Below are 15,377 nucleotides of genomic sequence, written 5' to 3' on the forward strand. Positions count from 1 at the left end.
CTTTTTTGGGAGACGCAAAATTACGATGTATTTAGATAAATACAACAATAAACACTAGGTTTTTTAAAAACTTTTTAAATCAATTTGAGCAATACTATAGTGTGAAGCATGTGCTACAGCTATTCCATTTTTAATTACCAATAACTGAGGTGATTGGTGTAAAACTTGGAATTCATATCCTACCTCATTTGATAAATCTCTATAAGAAAGTAAATCTAAATAGTACACTTTAAAGTCTTTCATCGACTCATCAAAACTGTTTACAAAACGTTTTATAGCCATACTACTAATACCACATCTTGTCGAATGCTTAAAAATAGCTACAGCTTCATTTTTAGATTGCTTTTTTATTTCTTCTAATTGATTTATTGAAGTCAAAGGAATCCAATTTACAAATGATTGTTGTTCCTCTTTTTTAGCTTTTTTACTACCAAATATTGAATTTAATATACCCATTACTATTTTTTTGATTCTGTCGCCTCAATTTACAATTCCTTTCAACAAGTCAAAAAGTCAGCAAAAACAATAAAAATAAAGACATTTTGACCGTTTTATTCACTTTTTTTTGAATGGTATTGAATTTGAAATCTACAAAACATGAATTTTAACAATTATACAATAAAATCACAAGAAACCATTCAGCAAGCGCAGCAATTAGCGCAAAGTTATGGTCATAATCAAATAGAAAATGAGCATATTTTTAAGGCTATTTCTTTAGTTGATGAAAATGTGTTACCATTTATATTAAAAAAACTCAACATCAATTTAGATGTTGTACAGCAAATTTTAGACAAACAACTAGAAAGTTACTCTAAAGTTTCTGGTGTCGATATAATGCTTTCTAGAGAAGCAAGTAAAACCTTAAATGAAGCAAGTATTATTGCAAAAAAAATGAACGATGAATACGTATCTATCGAGCATTTAATACTTGCCATTATAAAATCGAAAAGCGGAATTGGGCAAGCTTTAAAAGATCAAGGAGCTACTGAAAAGTTAGTTATGGCTGCTATTAATGAATTACGTAAAGGAGATCGTGTTACATCTCAAAGTGCAGAAGAAACGTATAATTCATTAAATAAATATGCTAAAAACTTAAATCAATTAGCACAAGATGGAAAATTAGATCCTGTTATTGGGCGTGATGAAGAAATTCGTCGTTTACTTCAAATTTTATCAAGAAGAACAAAAAACAATCCAATTTTAGTGGGTGAACCAGGTACTGGTAAAACTGCTATTGCAGAAGGCTTAGCTCATAGAATTATCCGTGGTGATGTTCCTGAAAACTTAAAAGAAAAACAAATTTTTTCTTTGGACATGGGAGCTTTAATCGCGGGAGCAAAATACAAAGGTGAATTTGAAGAACGTCTAAAGTCGGTTGTAAAAGAAGTTACTACTTCAGAAGGTGATATTGTTTTATTTATAGACGAAATTCACACTTTAGTTGGTGCTGGAGGTGGTCAAGGAGCTATGGATGCTGCTAATATTTTAAAACCTGCTTTAGCTCGTGGTGAATTAAGAGCAATTGGTGCCACTACTCTAGATGAATATCAAAAGTATTTTGAAAAAGATAAAGCTTTAGAACGTCGTTTTCAAAAAGTATTGGTAGATGAACCTGATACTGAAAGCGCTATTTCAATCTTACGTGGTATTAAAGATAAATACGAAACGCATCACAAAGTTCGTATTAAAGATGAGGCCATTATTGGTGCTGTAGAATTATCACAACGTTATATTACCAATCGTTTTTTACCAGACAAAGCCATTGATTTAATGGATGAAGCTGCTTCTAAATTACGAATGGAGATTAACTCTAAGCCAGAAGAATTAGATGTCTTAGATCGTAAAATAATGCAGTTAGAGATAGAAATTGAAGCTATTAAACGAGAAAATGATGAAATAAAGTTAAAATCGTTAAATGCAGATATTGCTAACTTGAAAGAAGAACGCAATGAAATAAATGCTAAATGGCAATCTGAAAAAAGTGTTGTAGATGCTGTTCAACAATTAAAAACAGATATTGAAAACTACAAAGTAGAAGCTGAAAAAGCTGAACGTCAAGGAGATTACGGAAAGGTTGCTGAAATACGTTATGGTAAAATAAAAGAGGCTCAGGAAGCATTAGAAACACAGCAAGAAATTTTAGCAAATCAAAGTGAGAACGCTTTAATTAAAGAAGAAGTTACTTACGATGACATTGCAGAAGTTGTTGCAAAATGGACTGGTGTACCTGTAACTAAAATGTTACAGTCTGAAAGAGAAAAGCTTCTAAAATTAGAGGATGAATTACACAAACGTGTTGTTGGACAAGAAGAAGCTATTGAAGCTGTTTCTGACGCTGTACGTAGATCAAGAGCAGGATTACAAAATCCTAATAAACCAATTGGAAGTTTCTTATTCCTAGGAACCACTGGAGTTGGTAAAACAGAATTAGCAAAAGCTTTAGCTGATTATTTATTTGACGATGAAAATGCAATGACTCGTATTGATATGAGTGAATATCAAGAACGTCATTCAGTAAGTCGTTTAGTTGGAGCACCTCCAGGATATGTTGGTTATGATGAAGGCGGACAATTGACAGAAGCTGTTAGAAGAAAGCCATATTCGGTAGTTTTATTGGATGAAATTGAAAAAGCTCATCCTGATACTTTTAATATTCTTTTACAAGTTTTAGATGAAGGTAGATTAACTGATAATAAAGGTCGTGTAGCTGATTTTAAAAACACCATTATTATTATGACTTCAAATATGGGAAGTCATATAATTCAAGAAAAGTTTGAAAACTTTAAAGGAGATGTTTACTCTACCATGGAAACAGCTAAAACTGAAGTTTTAGGATTATTAAAACAAACAGTTCGTCCTGAGTTTTTAAATAGAATTGACGACATTATCATGTTTACACCTTTATCGCAAGATAATATTAAGCAAATAGTGAAGTTACAGCTAAACAGCGTAAAGAAAATGGTATCAGAGCAAGGAATTACTCTAGATGCTACGGATGAAGCTATTAGTTATTTAGCTGAAAAAGGTTTTCAACCTGAATTTGGAGCACGTCCAGTAAAGCGTGTCATACAAAAACAGGTATTAAACCAATTATCTAAAGAAATATTATCAGGTAAAATAACAACTGACAGTATTATTTTATTGGATGCTTTTGACGATAAATTAGTTTTTAGAAACCAATCCAATTTAGTAGAAAATTAATAGTTTGTTTATCTATAGTTATTTAGAAAAGTCAAAACCTTTGTGTTTTGGCTTTTCTTATTTATAGGAATCTAATAATTTCCTATTTTAGTAGAAACAATACAGCCATCAATGAATGAATTTCTACTTAAACTACTGATAAACATTGTTATTTCAGTCATAATAATTCGTTTTATTTATTATAAATCGAACAAGAACAGCGATTATGTTTTTACCTATTTCATTATCGGATTAATCGTTTTTTTGCTTTGTTATCTCCTTAAAAGTATTGAATTACAACTAGGTTTTGCTTTAGGACTCTTTGCTATTTTTGGAATTATCCGCTACAGAACTTCGGCTATAAGCATTAAAGAAATGACTTACCTATTCTCCATTATAGGTTTATCTATTATTAATTCTTTAACCGAATGGCATTACTATAAAGAGCTTATACTTTCAAACATCATTGTTATTATTTTTATCGGAGTATTAGAAAAAATTTTCATGCATAAGAAATTAAAAACCACTACAATTACTTATGCTAACACTGAAAACTTTAATCTTCAAGATGAACAAGAATTAATAAAATCTATTGAAAAACAATTGAACATTACAATTCAAAAAATTGATGTAAAAAAGATTGACTATCTTAACAACACCACGGATATTGTTATCCATTATTCTACAATTTGATGAAGCCTTTAATTACAATAGTAACTTTTTTATTTCTTGCGTTTAACCTACATGCGCAAAATTATAAAGGCAGTTTAAAAACAATTGAAGAATTTAACAATCTATCTCACAAACCATTATCTAACAAATATGGCTTTGTAAAATCGCTAAAAATAGTTTACAACTTAAAAAATAAAAAACTGTATTATACCAACAGTAAAACTTATAAATATCACTATGAGTTTGTTATAAACTACCTAGAATACGACATTCCTTTAGACAATTTCAACAAGTATAATTACAAAGAACAGCACAAAAACAAACGATTCTTACTCGCTAATATTAACCACTATCAAAACCTAAACACTTATACTTTAGAACTATCTCCTGCTGATAAAATGAGTGTTCAAGACATTATTTTTCTATACAATAAGATTAAAAGTACTTCTTATTTCAAAAATTTTAAGTTCTTCTTAAACACATCTAGATTAGTTAAAGAAAAAAAACAGTTATCAATTCCTACAATTTCAGCAAATGAGATTTATGGCAACCAAATTTATCAACCTATTTCTTTAAATAAATCTTATGGAAAACTACGTTTTATTGATATTGATAATTTAGAAAATGAAAAAATCGACAAGACTGATATTGTTGTGGTAAACAAGCCTGTTTTAAGATTACCCATTGTAAATGGAGTAATTACTACTAGAATGCAAACACCTTTAAGTCATATCTCAGTTTTAGGGATTAATAGAAAAATACCTGTTGCAACCTATAAAAATGCTTATACCAACCCTCTTCTAAAAGAAAAAAATGGAAATTATGTTTCTTTTGAAGTTAAACCAGACACTTTTTTAATTAAAACTATTTCAAAAAAGAAATTTGATAGAAAAACTAAAGAGAGAAAAAGAAAATTAAAAGATTTAGACATTAACAGTAAAATTGATCAGTTAATTTCTGGAAAAGACTTACATCATAAAATGATTGATGCTGTAGGTGGAAAAGCTGCTAATTTTGGAGAATTATACAAGTTATCTTTAAATTCTAATTTCAAAGTTCCAGAATGTTCTTTTGCAATTCCTTTTTACTATTATTTACAGCATATTAAAAAGCATAATATTGATAAACTCATCCATAAAACTATTGATGATTATAATACATTTAAAAATGATAGTTTGCTATTTATCAATCTAAAAAAAATAAAAAAAGAAATAAAAAAAGCTCCTATTGATTCTGTATTAATCGCTAACATCAATAAAAGAATTAGTAATAATTGTAATTATGATAGAATTCGCTTTAGAAGCTCTACCAACGCAGAAGATATTATTGGTTTTAGTGGTGCTGGTTTATACACATCTAAAACTGGTGTTTTAAACAATTCAAAAAAAACATTTGCCAAGGCTATAAAAAAAGTTTGGGCTAGCTTATGGAACAAATCAGCATTTTTAGAACGAGAATTATTTAATATCAATCAAAAAACAGTAGCAATGGGAATTTTAGCACATCGTTCTTTCCCTAATGAAATAGCAAATGGTGTAGCAATTACAAAAAACTTATATCGAAAAGATTTTTATGGAAATGTCATCAATATCCAACTAGGTGAAGAACCAGTTGTAAATCCAAATAAAGATATTGTAAGCGAGCAAATTTTATGTTACGAAGGAGCTGATGTTGAATTATACTCTAATAAAGAAGTTATTGAAGTTATTACCTATTCAAGCTTAAGTAAAAACAAATTGATACTTTCTGAAGATGAAATTTTAAATTTATCAAAACAACTTTATACTATAAAAAAATACTTTTATAAAAAAGTTTATAAAAGACGAAAAACCTTTCTTAATTTTGGCTTAGACATCGAGTTTAAAATTGATGGCAATAATAGAAATTTATACATTAAACAAGCTAGATACTTTAACGATTAGGAAATGAAATACTTTAAACTTTTTATCTTATTATTCATCATAAGTTCTTGTACTAAAAAAGAAACTGTTACAACAACTTACTATTTAATTCGTCATGCCGAAAAAGACAGAACTGATGCTACTAATAAAGATCCTAATCTGAATGAAAAAGGATTAGCTCGAGCAAAAAAATGGGCTGAAGTTCTTAAAGATGTTGATTTCGATATGGTTTATGCTACTAACTACAAAAGAACACAACAGACTGCTGCTCCGACGGCAAAAAATCAAAATTTAGAAGTACTTTCATACAACCCAAAGAATTTATTTGATTCAGAATTTGAAAAAGCAACTAAAGGAAAAACAGTTTTAGTGGTTGGTCATAGCAATACAACTCCGACTTTAGCTAATAAAATTTTAGATGAAGAAAAATATGAATTTATCAATGATCGTAATAATGCAAATTTGTACATCATTACAACCATTGATAATGTGAAGTCTCCTACTTTATTAAAAGTAGATTAACTTCTATTTGTTTAATTTAATTTGAACATTTTCTAAAATAATTTCAGAAACTTTTTTAAGCTTTCCCTCATCGTATAATTTATCGATGTTATAAAAATCAATGTCTTTATTTAAAGGTTTGTAGTTATTATAATCTACAATACGAATTCCATCGACCAAAGTTTCTTTTTTTACATCTCTAAAACGTATTCCTCCACCATTTGTGTGGTATTTATAAGCTAAATAATCTAACTGAAAGTTATCTTTAGAAAACCAATAAATAAACACATCGTCAAAATCGGTTCCGCCACCTTCTTCACTAAAAGTTACTTCTATTTTGTAATAGTCTTTTCCTTTTATGGTAGTTTCCTCTAATATTTTCTTAAAAACAGCTTTATCATTTAATCCTAAAGGTAAAATTGAGAAATAATGTACTGAGTTTACCGAATTTCCATACCCCTTTTGCTTTTTCTCTGATAATTCAACCAAACTATCATTTACATATCGTTTAAAACTATCATTTGATAATATATCTTTAATAGTTAAAGAATCTTTTTTTTCTTCTTTGATAAATTCAAAAAGACCATTATTCCTGTTAGCTTGATAAAATTTCTTTCTAAAATTAAAAGAAATTGTAGCATTTTTTAACGCACTCAAATTAGAGTTTTCTATTGATTTGTCTACTATCTCTTGTGCTGTAAACTGAGGTTTACAAGAAACTAGGAATAGTATACAAATTGCATACATATAACGCATAAGTTTTATTTTACTGTTTGTTTTAACAAAACTACAAGAATATTATACGATAAAATTTAAAGTTATGTTAATAAAAAAAGCAACCCAAAAAGGTTGCTTTTTCATTAATATCAAATAGTAATTAAAACCTTATACCAATACCAAAACCAATTAATAATGGATTAATATCTACATCAGCAGGAACAGTAGCAGCTCCAGCATTTACAGTAACATCTGTACTTAAACCTATGTATTTAGCATCTACATTTAAAAACCATGTGTCATCTAAATCATAATCAAATCCAGCTTGAAATGCATAACCAAAAGAGTTTTTGTAAGATACATCAACAACAGCACCTGGATTAGCACTATAAAAAATAGTATAGTTACCACCAGCACCTACATAAGGTCTAAATTTATTTAAATTAAAGTGGTATTGTACCGTTAAAGTTGGAGGTAACAACCATACATGTCCTAAATCTACATTACCTAAAGCTGTTCCTACAGCATTTACATTATGTTTCGTAGTTCCTAAAATTAATTCAGCAGCAATGTTTTCAGTAAAAAAGTAGGTGAAATCAAGTTCAGGGATAAAACTGTTACTAATTTCAACATCTCCTCCAATAGTTCCTATTGTAGCAGATTCATTAGGCATTACAGACACCCATCTAAATCTAGCTTGCCATTTTTTCTCATCTTTTGTTTTTTCTTGAGCATTTATATTCCCTACTAATAATGCCCCGAAAATTAAGCCCAACACTAATTTTTTCATAATTTTTAAATTTAATTATTCACTTATTTCTAAGACAAAATTACTTTGAAGGTTTATCTAAAATCATGACTAAAATCATAGTTTATTATTTTTATAAATAAGCTTAACAATTATATTTATATTTGCTATTACTTATGCAAAAAAACATCAACATACAGAATAAAAAAGCTCGTTTTGAATACGAGATACTTGATAAATATACAGCTGGAATTCAACTTACAGGTACTGAGATAAAATCAATAAGACTTAGTAAGGCTCGTATTACCGAAAGTTTTTGTGAATTTAATGATCGAGGAGAGCTTTTTGTTATTAATATGTATATTGAAGAATACGCTTTTGGAAATAGCTATAATCATAAACCTAAAAGTGAACGCCGTTTATTATTAAACAAGCGTGAATTAAAAAAACTTGAAAGAGAAGTTGAAGCTAAAGGAAACACTATAGTCCCTTTAAAGCTTTTTATCAATGAAAACGGTTGGGCAAAACTTGAAATAGCATTAGCTAAAGGAAAAAAGACTCACGATAAACGCCAAACTATAAAAGATAGGGACAACAAAAAGAATTTGGCAAGGATTAAAAAAGCATTTAATTAATGCTTTCTGTTTTTTTTAATATAATTCGTTGGAAAGAACTACTCTATTTTACCTTTATCCTCTTTCTCTTTAAATACTGCTTCTTATATGGTTGTGGTTTTAAAACAACACTGTCTTTTTTAGATTTAAGCATTTTAGCATTAGCTACTTCTTTTATAATAGCAACAGGTTATTTATCTAGTTATTACAGACGAAAGAAAGGTAAAAAAAATGTTTTCCCTCTTTATAAGATAAAGAAGTTTGTTATTCTTTTTTCATTTTTAGGTATTTCCCTAGGAACTTTATTGTCTTTTAAAATAAGTAAACCTTATTATAGTTTTATTTTCATCTGCTGCTTAATTGCTACTATTATTTATGCTGCTAATACTATGAATAAAACCTTTATTAATAGTATTGGTAGGTCGTTTTTAAAACCTTTTATAATTCTGATTGTTTTATGGTTTGATGCTCCAATCAACTTAACCCCAGATCAATGGGATTTATTCTTTAAATTACAGTCTATTGCTATTCTATTTGCCATACTTTCTTTTTTAAGTAACCTTCTTAGAGATACTGTAATTGACATTAATAGAATAGATTATGATTACTCTAGAAAAAACACAACATTACCCGTAATTTTAGGAAGAAAAAGAACTAAGAATATCGCTTTAATTTTAGTTATAGTAATATGTATTATTGTATTATATTTTTCTGTAACCTATATTAAAGACAGAACCTTTTTATTAGCAGTTTTTCTACTTTGCACTATTCCTGAATTAATTATTATGTATTTTTTAATTAATGCAAATGGTCCAAAAGGATATAAACTCGCTTCCAAAGCTATTAACATAGCCTATTTATTAGGTATTTTTAGTATTCCTGTTGTTACTTATTATTTTAAATATGTTATCAAATAAACTATCCAATTACAATATTATTCTAGCTTCTAATTCACCTAGAAGACAACAACTTCTTAAAGATTTAGATATCGATTTTGAAATAAGAACAAAAGAAATTGAAGAAATTTATCCTTCTGAATTATTAGGTACTGAAATAACTGATTTTTTAGCAGACTTAAAATCGAAACCTTTTATAGATGAACTAAATGAAAATGATTTATTAATTACATCAGATACTATTGTTTGGTTTAATAACAAAGCGCTTGGTAAGCCTAAAAATTATGATGAGGCCTTTCACATGCTTAAAGAGTTATCAAACAATACACATCAGGTAATAACTTCTATCTGTTTATCAGGAAAAGAACATAAGCATATATTAAATGATACAACAATAGTAACGTTCAAAGAACTTACCGATGATGAAATTAACTATTATATAAATACCTATAAACCCTTTGATAAAGCTGGTGCTTATGGTATTCAAGAATGGATTGGTAAAATAGGAATTACGAAGTTAGAAGGTAGTTATTTTAATGTTATGGGCTTTCCTGTTCATAAACTTTACAAAGAATTGATAAATTTGTAGCATACATTTTTATAAAAGATTATTTTTGACCCGTATTTCACACAACATAACTGATGAAAAAATATACTTATACTGAAAAAAAAGATACCAGATCTGGATTTGGTGATGGTTTAACTGAATTAGGAAAAACAAACGAAAATGTTGTTGCATTATGTGCAGACTTAACTGGATCGTTAAAAATGGGAGATTTTCAAAAAAATCATCCTGAACGTTTTTTCCAAATTGGTATTGCAGAAGCAAACATGATGGGAATTGCAGCTGGATTAACTATAGGAGGTAAAATTCCTTTTACAGGAACTTTCGCAAACTTTTCTACTGGTCGTGTTTACGATCAAATCCGTCAATCAATTGCTTATTCAGATAAAAATGTAAAAATTTGTGCTTCTCACGCCGGATTAACTTTAGGTGAAGATGGAGCAACACACCAAATTTTAGAAGACATAGGTTTGATGAAAATGTTACCTGGTATGACAGTTATTAATACTTGTGATTACAGTCAAACAAAAGCAGCTACTATTGCTATTGCTGATTTTGACGGACCAGTTTACTTACGTTTCGGTAGACCAAAAGTACCAGTATTTATGACTGACGAACCTTTTGAAATTGGTAAAGGAATTAAATTAACTGAAGGAAATGATGTTACTATTGTAGCTACTGGACACTTAGTTTGGGAAGCTTTACAAGCAGCTGAGCAATTAGAAGAAAAAGGAATCTCTGCTGAAGTAATTAACATACATACAATTAAGCCTTTAGATGAAGAGATTATTTTAAAATCTGTTGCTAAAACGGGTTGTATTGTTACTGCTGAAGAACATAATAAATATGGAGGTCTAGGAGAAAGCGTTGCTCGTTGTTTAGCTACTAACACCCCTACTCCACAAGAATTTGTTGCTGTAAATGATACTTTTGGTGAATCTGCTACTCCAGCTGAATTGATGGATAAATATGAAATAAACGATAAAGCAATTATTAAAGCTGTTGAAAAAGTAATTTCTAGAAAATAAACTTTCAAAGCATAAAATTAAAAGCATCATTTTAGTCTTAAAATGATGCTTCTTTATTTATACATATCCAATATATTAATTAAAAGTAAGTTTTATATATACACTCAAATCAAAAAAAGATGAAAAAAGTAATTTTAATCGCGCTTCTTTTTATAGGAAGTATTCAGTTTGCACAAAGTCAAATACATTTTGGTATTAAAGGTGGAGTTAACTACAATTCTAAATCTATTTCAAATGTAAGTAGTGATATTCTTAGTGGAGCAAAAAGTAAAACAGGATTTCATGCTGGTATTTGGTTACGTGGAAAAATTCCTATTTTAGGTTTATTTATTCAACCAGAATTAGTGTACACACAATTAAGTAATGAAGTGGTTTATTTACCTAAATCGGCAAATCCAAGTACTACTAGTTATGAGTTTAGAAAAATTGATATCCCTGTATTATTAGGAAAAAAGGTTTTTGGTATTGGACGTATTTTTGCAGGGCCTTCATTCCAATATGTTTTAGATGGAGATTTTAGTATAAGCGATATAACCAATGTAAAAGCTGATGGTTTTTCTGTTGGAATGCAATTAGGAGCTGGTGTTGATTTAGGAAAGTTAGGTTTAGATCTACGTTGGGAAAGAGCTTTTTCTGATACGGAAAGTAGTTTATTAAATACAAGTACTGTTAATTTTGATACAAGAGTAAATCAAATTATTGTAGGTTTATCATATAGATTCTAAAAAAATATAAATCTAGATATAAAAAAACCGAAGTTTTAACTTCGGTTTTTTTATATCTATTTAATATCTCTATTTAAATAATCTGGTACAGTAGGTTTGTTCGGATCACTAAAATCATTTCTTGGATCCCCATCGCCATTTGCATCTTCATCTTTTGTTAATTTACCATCACCATCATCATCAAGGTCAGTAAAATTTGGTCTGTTATCTCCATCCGTATCGTCATTTCTTGGATCTCCATCTCCGTCTAAATCTTCAAAAATAGAAGGAATACCATCTCTATCTTCATCTGTATTTTCAACTAAATCCCTTAATTCAAAATAAAAAAGTAAGTTTTCATTAGCTAAAATAGGTGCTCTACCTACTTCTCTATACCCCAAACCTGAAGGTATAAATAAAATTCCTTTACCTCCGTTTACATATGTTATAGGCCCATTATTAGTAATATTCTCACCACCTTTAAAATGAATAAAACTATATGTCCATCCTCTAATTACTCTACTAAGCATAAACCATGTAGTACTATTATCAAAATCAGGACTCAAACTATCTCTTCTCATTATTCTTTGCCCTCTATACTTGGCATAAATAGAATCTACTACTGTAGGAAATCCTTGAGGTGTTGGTAATACAGGTGTACCAACTCTATTTACATAATAATACAGTTTATAATCTACATCACCTTCTTTTACTTCTTTAGTTTTCAAATTAGGATCATCAAATAATGATGTTTGCCCATTATCAATCACTTTAACTGAATCTAAAGTCGCATTGTAATAATTATTCTTCAAAAAAGCGATTAATGAATCATTATCAATCAAAGCCTGAGCTGCATGATCAAAATTTGCAACAGAACTAGATCCTCCACAAGAATATAAAATAATACTAACTATAGCTGCGTAAAAAAAATGTTTGAATTTTATCATTTACTTTTGAAATTTTAACGCGCAATTTACCATTTTTATACCTTTGTAAAAAATGTATTTTTAAATTTTAACCTTTTTATATGAGAATTGATAAATATCTGTGGTGTATTCGTTTATTTAAAACACGTAGCATAGCTACAGAAGCTTGTAAAAAAGGACATGTTAAAATTGATGGTACCAACTTAAAACCATCAAAAGACATCTTTGGAAACGAAGAAATTACCATCAGAAAAAATCAAATCAACTATAAAATTAAAGTTTTAGACATCCCTCCAAATAGAGTTGGTGCTAAATTGGTTGATTTATATAGAAAAGATTTGACTCCTAAAGAGGAATTTGATAAAACTGAATTATTAAAATATTCGAAAGATTATTATAGAAAAAAAGGTACAGGAAGACCAACTAAAAAAGATCGACGTGATATTGACGATTATTATGAAGATTCTAGTGAAAAAGACTTTAATTTATAATAACTTTACACAAAATTAGAACAACATGACATCTGCTGAGACTATTATTTTAACAAATACTCAAATAGAACAAAAAATTCGTAGAATTGCTTTTCAAATTTATGAAAGTAATAGTAGTGAAAATGAGATTATTATAGCTGGAATTGCGAATAATGGTTATTTGTTTGCTGAAAAAATTGTGGAAGTATTATCTAAGATTTCTACTTTGAACCCTGTGTTATGTAAAGTTTCTATTGATAAGAAAAATCCTATTACACCTATTACAACTTCTTTAAAAGTAAATGAGTACGAAAACAAATCCTTAGTTTTAGTTGATGATGTTTTAAACTCAGGTACGACTCTTATATATGGTGTAAAGCATTTTTTAGACGTACCTTTAAAACGTTTTAAAACAGCTGTTTTAGTGAATAGAAATCATAAAAAATATCCTGTAAAAGCTGATTTTAAAGGGATTTCTCTTTCTACTTCTATTAAAGAGCATGTAACTGTTGAGTTTAAAGAAAACGAAACTATTGCTTATTTGGATTAAAGTATTCCTCTAATTCTGTAAGAATTTCTTCCTCGTTTTTATTATCTATTTTAAGTTTTATAGTTGCTTTATTATAAAAGTAACTTCTTTCAAATAAATGCTTGGCTATATATTCTGGCAATTCTTCTTCGCTAAGTCTTGCTACTAAAGGACGTTTGTTTCTTTCATTTTTTAGCCTTTCTACTATTGCAGTAATACTTGTTTGCATATATACTGTTTTTACATTTGTATCTGCTAACAACAATTCCATATTACCAGCATAACAAGGAGTTCCTCCTCCTAAAGCTAAAATAAAACTTGCATCAAGGGCTAACAATTCTTTTAAATAGAAATGTTCTTGCTTTCTAAAATATATTTCTCCTTTTGTTTCAAAAATTTCTGAAATAGATTTTTGTTCTTTTTCTTCAATATAATCGTCCAAATCAATAAAAGAAATTCCCATTTTTTTGGCATATAACCTACCAATTGTAGATTTTCCACTCGCCATGTACCCTAATAAAACAATTTTCATAAACTAATAATTAAGCAGTTACAAATATGAGTAAAAATTATTACAAAAAAGCTTTTTTAGGTTAAAGAACAGTTGTATATTTGCAACCGCTTTTGCAAGGAAGCAATGACCGGGTAGCTCAGTTGGTAGAGCATCTCCCTTTTAAGGAGAGGGTCCTGGGTTCGAGCCCCAGCCCGGTCACCAAAAAGTTAAGCATTTGCTTAACTTTTTTAGTTTATGCACGTATGGCGGAATTGGTAGACGCGCAGGCTTGAGGGGCTTGTGTTCGTAAGGACGTGCGGGTTCGACTCCCGCTATGTGCACAGATAATAAAACTTTAATTATCAAACACTTATGAACATATTTATAAGTGTTTTTTTATACTTCACTCCTAGCCTTTCAAGAAAAAAAGCATAAAAGTACCTGTAACAGTACCTATATCCTTATGTAAAAAAGCTTTATCCACCTATAAATCAAATAAATAAGTACAAACAACAAGCCCTTTTTACTTAAATTTTTGATAAAAAAACACCTTAACAAAAGGAGGCTTTTAGTAAATAATTATTTCACCTCCAGATAATAGTTTTATAAACTTAATAAAGAAATTATAAATCCAATAGAATAATTCTAAATATTACAAGACTTAATAAAAATCTTAAACCATTATTACTTATATACTTTTTGAAGCTTTCTTCATACTGCAAAACTTACCTTTAATTACTTAAAATCAACATCTTATTACATTTTCTAAAAATTCTATTTTTTATTTCTTCAATTTTGAATTGTTAAGAAAAAATTATTTGAATAATTAGTTCTTAATTACAAAGGCGGTATCTGAAAAGCCATTATAAAAGAGTAAGAAATTTTTAAAACTTATTATTATGAACAACTTAGAATTAATTCCAGAAGTTTCTGCATCAATTAAAGAACAATTAACACAAGATTTTTTAGATAATTGTATTAAATCCGATAGAGGAGCTGCCTTAGCTGATTTAGTATACAATAAAGCAATTAATAATCCTTTGGTTCGTACACCTCAAAAGATCTCGTTTGGTCAACTTAGTACTTTTTGGGTTGTGTTAACTCAAATAGGAGAAAAAGTTAATTTAGGAGGTCATTGGATTACAGGTGGAGCAGTTAAAGCAGATGCATTAGGTATTAAATCTGTTATTGATGGACAATACGAAGGAACTCCTCAGATTACAGTTGGAGAAGTAACTGAGCAGGCTATTTGGATACCATAATCTTCATCGAATAATCAAAAATTTATGATTTAGCTTATTAAAAGGGATACTATTTATCCCTTTATTTGTTATATCTAATATGATTAACATGTATAACCTGTTTATATATAATTGTAAAACATATTAATATCTTTCTAACTGAATTAGAGGAACTATTATTTACTACTATTT

At 28.7% G+C, this 15,377-nt stretch carries 17 protein-coding genes and 2 tRNA genes; 14 read left to right on the plus strand and 5 right to left on the minus strand.

The genetic code is table 11. The features are described from left to right. Positions 1-63 precede the first annotated feature (63 nt). Positions 64-456, minus strand: coding sequence for a bacillithiol system redox-active protein YtxJ (gene ytxJ / locus F7018_RS04065; protein ID WP_150898714.1), 393 nt, complete (start codon positions 454-456; stop codon positions 64-66). Positions 457-597: 141 nt separating this feature from the next. Between ytxJ and clpB the strand changes: the two genes are divergently transcribed. From clpB to F7018_RS04085, 4 genes are all read left to right on the plus strand, one after another. Beyond that, a complete protein-coding gene (gene clpB / locus F7018_RS04070; protein ID WP_150898715.1) occupies positions 598-3,201 on the plus strand; it encodes an ATP-dependent chaperone ClpB in 2,604 nt (867 codons plus the stop codon). A 111-nt stretch (positions 3,202-3,312) separates the two neighbouring features. Further along, the gene (locus tag F7018_RS04075; protein ID WP_150898716.1) at positions 3,313-3,873 is read left to right on the plus strand and encodes a DUF4956 domain-containing protein; all 561 of its coding nucleotides are present in this window, start codon (positions 3,313-3,315) and stop codon (positions 3,871-3,873) included. After that, a complete protein-coding gene (locus tag F7018_RS04080) occupies positions 3,873-5,774 on the plus strand; it encodes a PEP/pyruvate-binding domain-containing protein (RefSeq protein ID WP_150898717.1) in 1,902 nt (633 codons plus the stop codon). Before F7018_RS04075 ends, F7018_RS04080 begins: the two co-directional genes overlap by 1 nt. A gap of 3 nt (positions 5,775-5,777) precedes the next feature. Next, positions 5,778-6,275: a SixA phosphatase family protein gene (locus F7018_RS04085; RefSeq protein WP_150898718.1), complete on the plus strand. Its 498-nt coding sequence runs from the start codon at positions 5,778-5,780 to the stop codon at positions 6,273-6,275. Positions 6,276-6,278: 3 nt separating this feature from the next. On the opposite strand, the gene F7018_RS04090 is transcribed toward F7018_RS04085, so the two are convergent. Next, positions 6,279-7,001, minus strand: coding sequence for a DUF6503 family protein (locus F7018_RS04090; protein WP_246175039.1), 723 nt, complete (start codon positions 6,999-7,001; stop codon positions 6,279-6,281). A gap of 130 nt (positions 7,002-7,131) precedes the next feature. Then, complete coding sequence (locus F7018_RS04095) at positions 7,132-7,761, minus strand: OmpW/AlkL family protein (protein WP_150898720.1); 630 nt, start codon at positions 7,759-7,761, stop codon at positions 7,132-7,134. Positions 7,762-7,895: 134 nt separating this feature from the next. Here F7018_RS04095 and smpB point away from each other — a divergent pair, with 134 nt between their 5' ends. From smpB to F7018_RS04120, 5 genes are all read left to right on the plus strand, one after another. Further along, a complete protein-coding gene (gene smpB / locus F7018_RS04100) occupies positions 7,896-8,354 on the plus strand; it encodes an SsrA-binding protein SmpB (RefSeq protein WP_150898721.1) in 459 nt (152 codons plus the stop codon). Continuing rightward, entirely contained in the window at positions 8,354-9,250 is an 897-nt protein-coding gene (locus F7018_RS04105; RefSeq protein ID WP_150898722.1) for a UbiA prenyltransferase family protein, read from the plus strand. Before smpB ends, F7018_RS04105 begins: the two co-directional genes overlap by 1 nt. After that, positions 9,237-9,818 (plus strand): Maf-like protein, encoded by a 582-nt coding sequence (locus F7018_RS04110; protein ID WP_150898723.1) that lies wholly within the window; start codon positions 9,237-9,239, stop codon positions 9,816-9,818. The genes F7018_RS04105 and F7018_RS04110 overlap by 14 nt, the downstream gene beginning before the upstream one ends. Before the next feature lie 53 nt (positions 9,819-9,871). Further along, the gene (locus F7018_RS04115) at positions 9,872-10,822 is read left to right on the plus strand and encodes a transketolase family protein (protein WP_150898724.1); all 951 of its coding nucleotides are present in this window, start codon (positions 9,872-9,874) and stop codon (positions 10,820-10,822) included. A gap of 119 nt (positions 10,823-10,941) precedes the next feature. Beyond that, the gene (locus F7018_RS04120; RefSeq protein WP_150898725.1) at positions 10,942-11,547 is read left to right on the plus strand and encodes a porin family protein; all 606 of its coding nucleotides are present in this window, start codon (positions 10,942-10,944) and stop codon (positions 11,545-11,547) included. A 56-nt stretch (positions 11,548-11,603) separates the two neighbouring features. Here F7018_RS04120 and F7018_RS04125 read toward each other — a convergent pair whose 3' ends face one another. Continuing rightward, the gene (locus tag F7018_RS04125; protein WP_150898726.1) at positions 11,604-12,473 is read right to left on the minus strand and encodes an FKBP-type peptidyl-prolyl cis-trans isomerase; all 870 of its coding nucleotides are present in this window, start codon (positions 12,471-12,473) and stop codon (positions 11,604-11,606) included. Positions 12,474-12,553: 80 nt separating this feature from the next. Here F7018_RS04125 and F7018_RS04130 point away from each other — a divergent pair, with 80 nt between their 5' ends. Both F7018_RS04130 and F7018_RS04135 read left to right on the plus strand, forming a co-directional pair. Then, positions 12,554-12,943 carry an RNA-binding S4 domain-containing protein gene (locus tag F7018_RS04130; RefSeq protein ID WP_150898727.1) on the plus strand — a complete coding sequence of 130 codons (390 nt, stop codon included), beginning with the start codon at positions 12,554-12,556 and terminating at the stop codon, positions 12,941-12,943. Positions 12,944-12,968: 25 nt separating this feature from the next. After that, positions 12,969-13,472 carry a phosphoribosyltransferase domain-containing protein gene (locus F7018_RS04135; protein WP_150898728.1) on the plus strand — a complete coding sequence of 168 codons (504 nt, stop codon included), beginning with the start codon at positions 12,969-12,971 and terminating at the stop codon, positions 13,470-13,472. Here the strand turns inward: F7018_RS04135 and F7018_RS04140 are convergent. After that, positions 13,453-13,983: a shikimate kinase gene (locus F7018_RS04140; protein WP_150898729.1), complete on the minus strand. Its 531-nt coding sequence runs from the start codon at positions 13,981-13,983 to the stop codon at positions 13,453-13,455. The genes F7018_RS04135 and F7018_RS04140 overlap by 20 nt on opposite strands. A gap of 107 nt (positions 13,984-14,090) precedes the next feature. On the opposite strand from F7018_RS04140, the gene F7018_RS04145 reads away from it, so the two are divergent. The 3 genes from F7018_RS04145 (at position 14,091) to F7018_RS04155 (ending at position 15,206) form a co-directional block, all read left to right on the plus strand. Continuing rightward, positions 14,091-14,166: transfer RNA gene (locus F7018_RS04145), tRNA-Lys, on the plus strand. A 35-nt stretch (positions 14,167-14,201) separates the two neighbouring features. Next, positions 14,202-14,285, plus strand: a tRNA-Leu gene (locus tag F7018_RS04150). 558 nt (positions 14,286-14,843) lie between these two features. Beyond that, positions 14,844-15,206: a hypothetical protein gene (locus F7018_RS04155; protein WP_150898730.1), complete on the plus strand. Its 363-nt coding sequence runs from the start codon at positions 14,844-14,846 to the stop codon at positions 15,204-15,206. Positions 15,207-15,377: the final 171 nt, after the last annotated feature.

It is taken from the genome of Tenacibaculum aiptasiae (genome assembly GCF_008806755.1).
GTDB lineage: Bacteria > Bacteroidota > Bacteroidia > Flavobacteriales > Flavobacteriaceae > Polaribacter > Polaribacter aiptasiae.

What these genes read in the sequence shown, in the direction of transcription:
- F7018_RS04080 (WP_150898717.1), top strand. Translation starts at nt 3,873, where the DNA reads ATGAAGCCTTTAATTACAATAGTAACTTTTTTATTTCTTGCGTTTAAC.
- clpB (WP_150898715.1), top strand. Translation starts at nt 598, where the DNA reads ATGAATTTTAACAATTATACAATAAAATCACAAGAAACCATTCAGCAA.
- smpB (WP_150898721.1), top strand. Translation starts at nt 7,896, where the DNA reads ATGCAAAAAAACATCAACATACAGAATAAAAAAGCTCGTTTTGAATAC.
- F7018_RS04125 (WP_150898726.1), bottom strand. Translation starts at nt 12,473, where the DNA reads ATGATAAAATTCAAACATTTTTTTTACGCAGCTATAGTTAGTATTATT.
- F7018_RS04140 (WP_150898729.1), bottom strand. Translation starts at nt 13,983, where the DNA reads ATGAAAATTGTTTTATTAGGGTACATGGCGAGTGGAAAATCTACAATT.
- F7018_RS04090 (WP_246175039.1), bottom strand. Translation starts at nt 7,001, where the DNA reads ATGTATGCAATTTGTATACTATTCCTAGTTTCTTGTAAACCTCAGTTT.
- ytxJ (WP_150898714.1), bottom strand. Translation starts at nt 456, where the DNA reads ATGGGTATATTAAATTCAATATTTGGTAGTAAAAAAGCTAAAAAAGAG.
- F7018_RS04120 (WP_150898725.1), top strand. Translation starts at nt 10,942, where the DNA reads ATGAAAAAAGTAATTTTAATCGCGCTTCTTTTTATAGGAAGTATTCAG.
- F7018_RS04075 (WP_150898716.1), top strand. Translation starts at nt 3,313, where the DNA reads ATGAATGAATTTCTACTTAAACTACTGATAAACATTGTTATTTCAGTC.
- F7018_RS04110 (WP_150898723.1), top strand. Translation starts at nt 9,237, where the DNA reads ATGTTATCAAATAAACTATCCAATTACAATATTATTCTAGCTTCTAAT.
- F7018_RS04085 (WP_150898718.1), top strand. Translation starts at nt 5,778, where the DNA reads ATGAAATACTTTAAACTTTTTATCTTATTATTCATCATAAGTTCTTGT.
- F7018_RS04115 (WP_150898724.1), top strand. Translation starts at nt 9,872, where the DNA reads ATGAAAAAATATACTTATACTGAAAAAAAAGATACCAGATCTGGATTT.
- F7018_RS04155 (WP_150898730.1), top strand. Translation starts at nt 14,844, where the DNA reads ATGAACAACTTAGAATTAATTCCAGAAGTTTCTGCATCAATTAAAGAA.
- F7018_RS04105 (WP_150898722.1), top strand. Translation starts at nt 8,354, where the DNA reads ATGCTTTCTGTTTTTTTTAATATAATTCGTTGGAAAGAACTACTCTAT.
- F7018_RS04095 (WP_150898720.1), bottom strand. Translation starts at nt 7,761, where the DNA reads ATGAAAAAATTAGTGTTGGGCTTAATTTTCGGGGCATTATTAGTAGGG.
- F7018_RS04135 (WP_150898728.1), top strand. Translation starts at nt 12,969, where the DNA reads ATGACATCTGCTGAGACTATTATTTTAACAAATACTCAAATAGAACAA.
- F7018_RS04130 (WP_150898727.1), top strand. Translation starts at nt 12,554, where the DNA reads ATGAGAATTGATAAATATCTGTGGTGTATTCGTTTATTTAAAACACGT.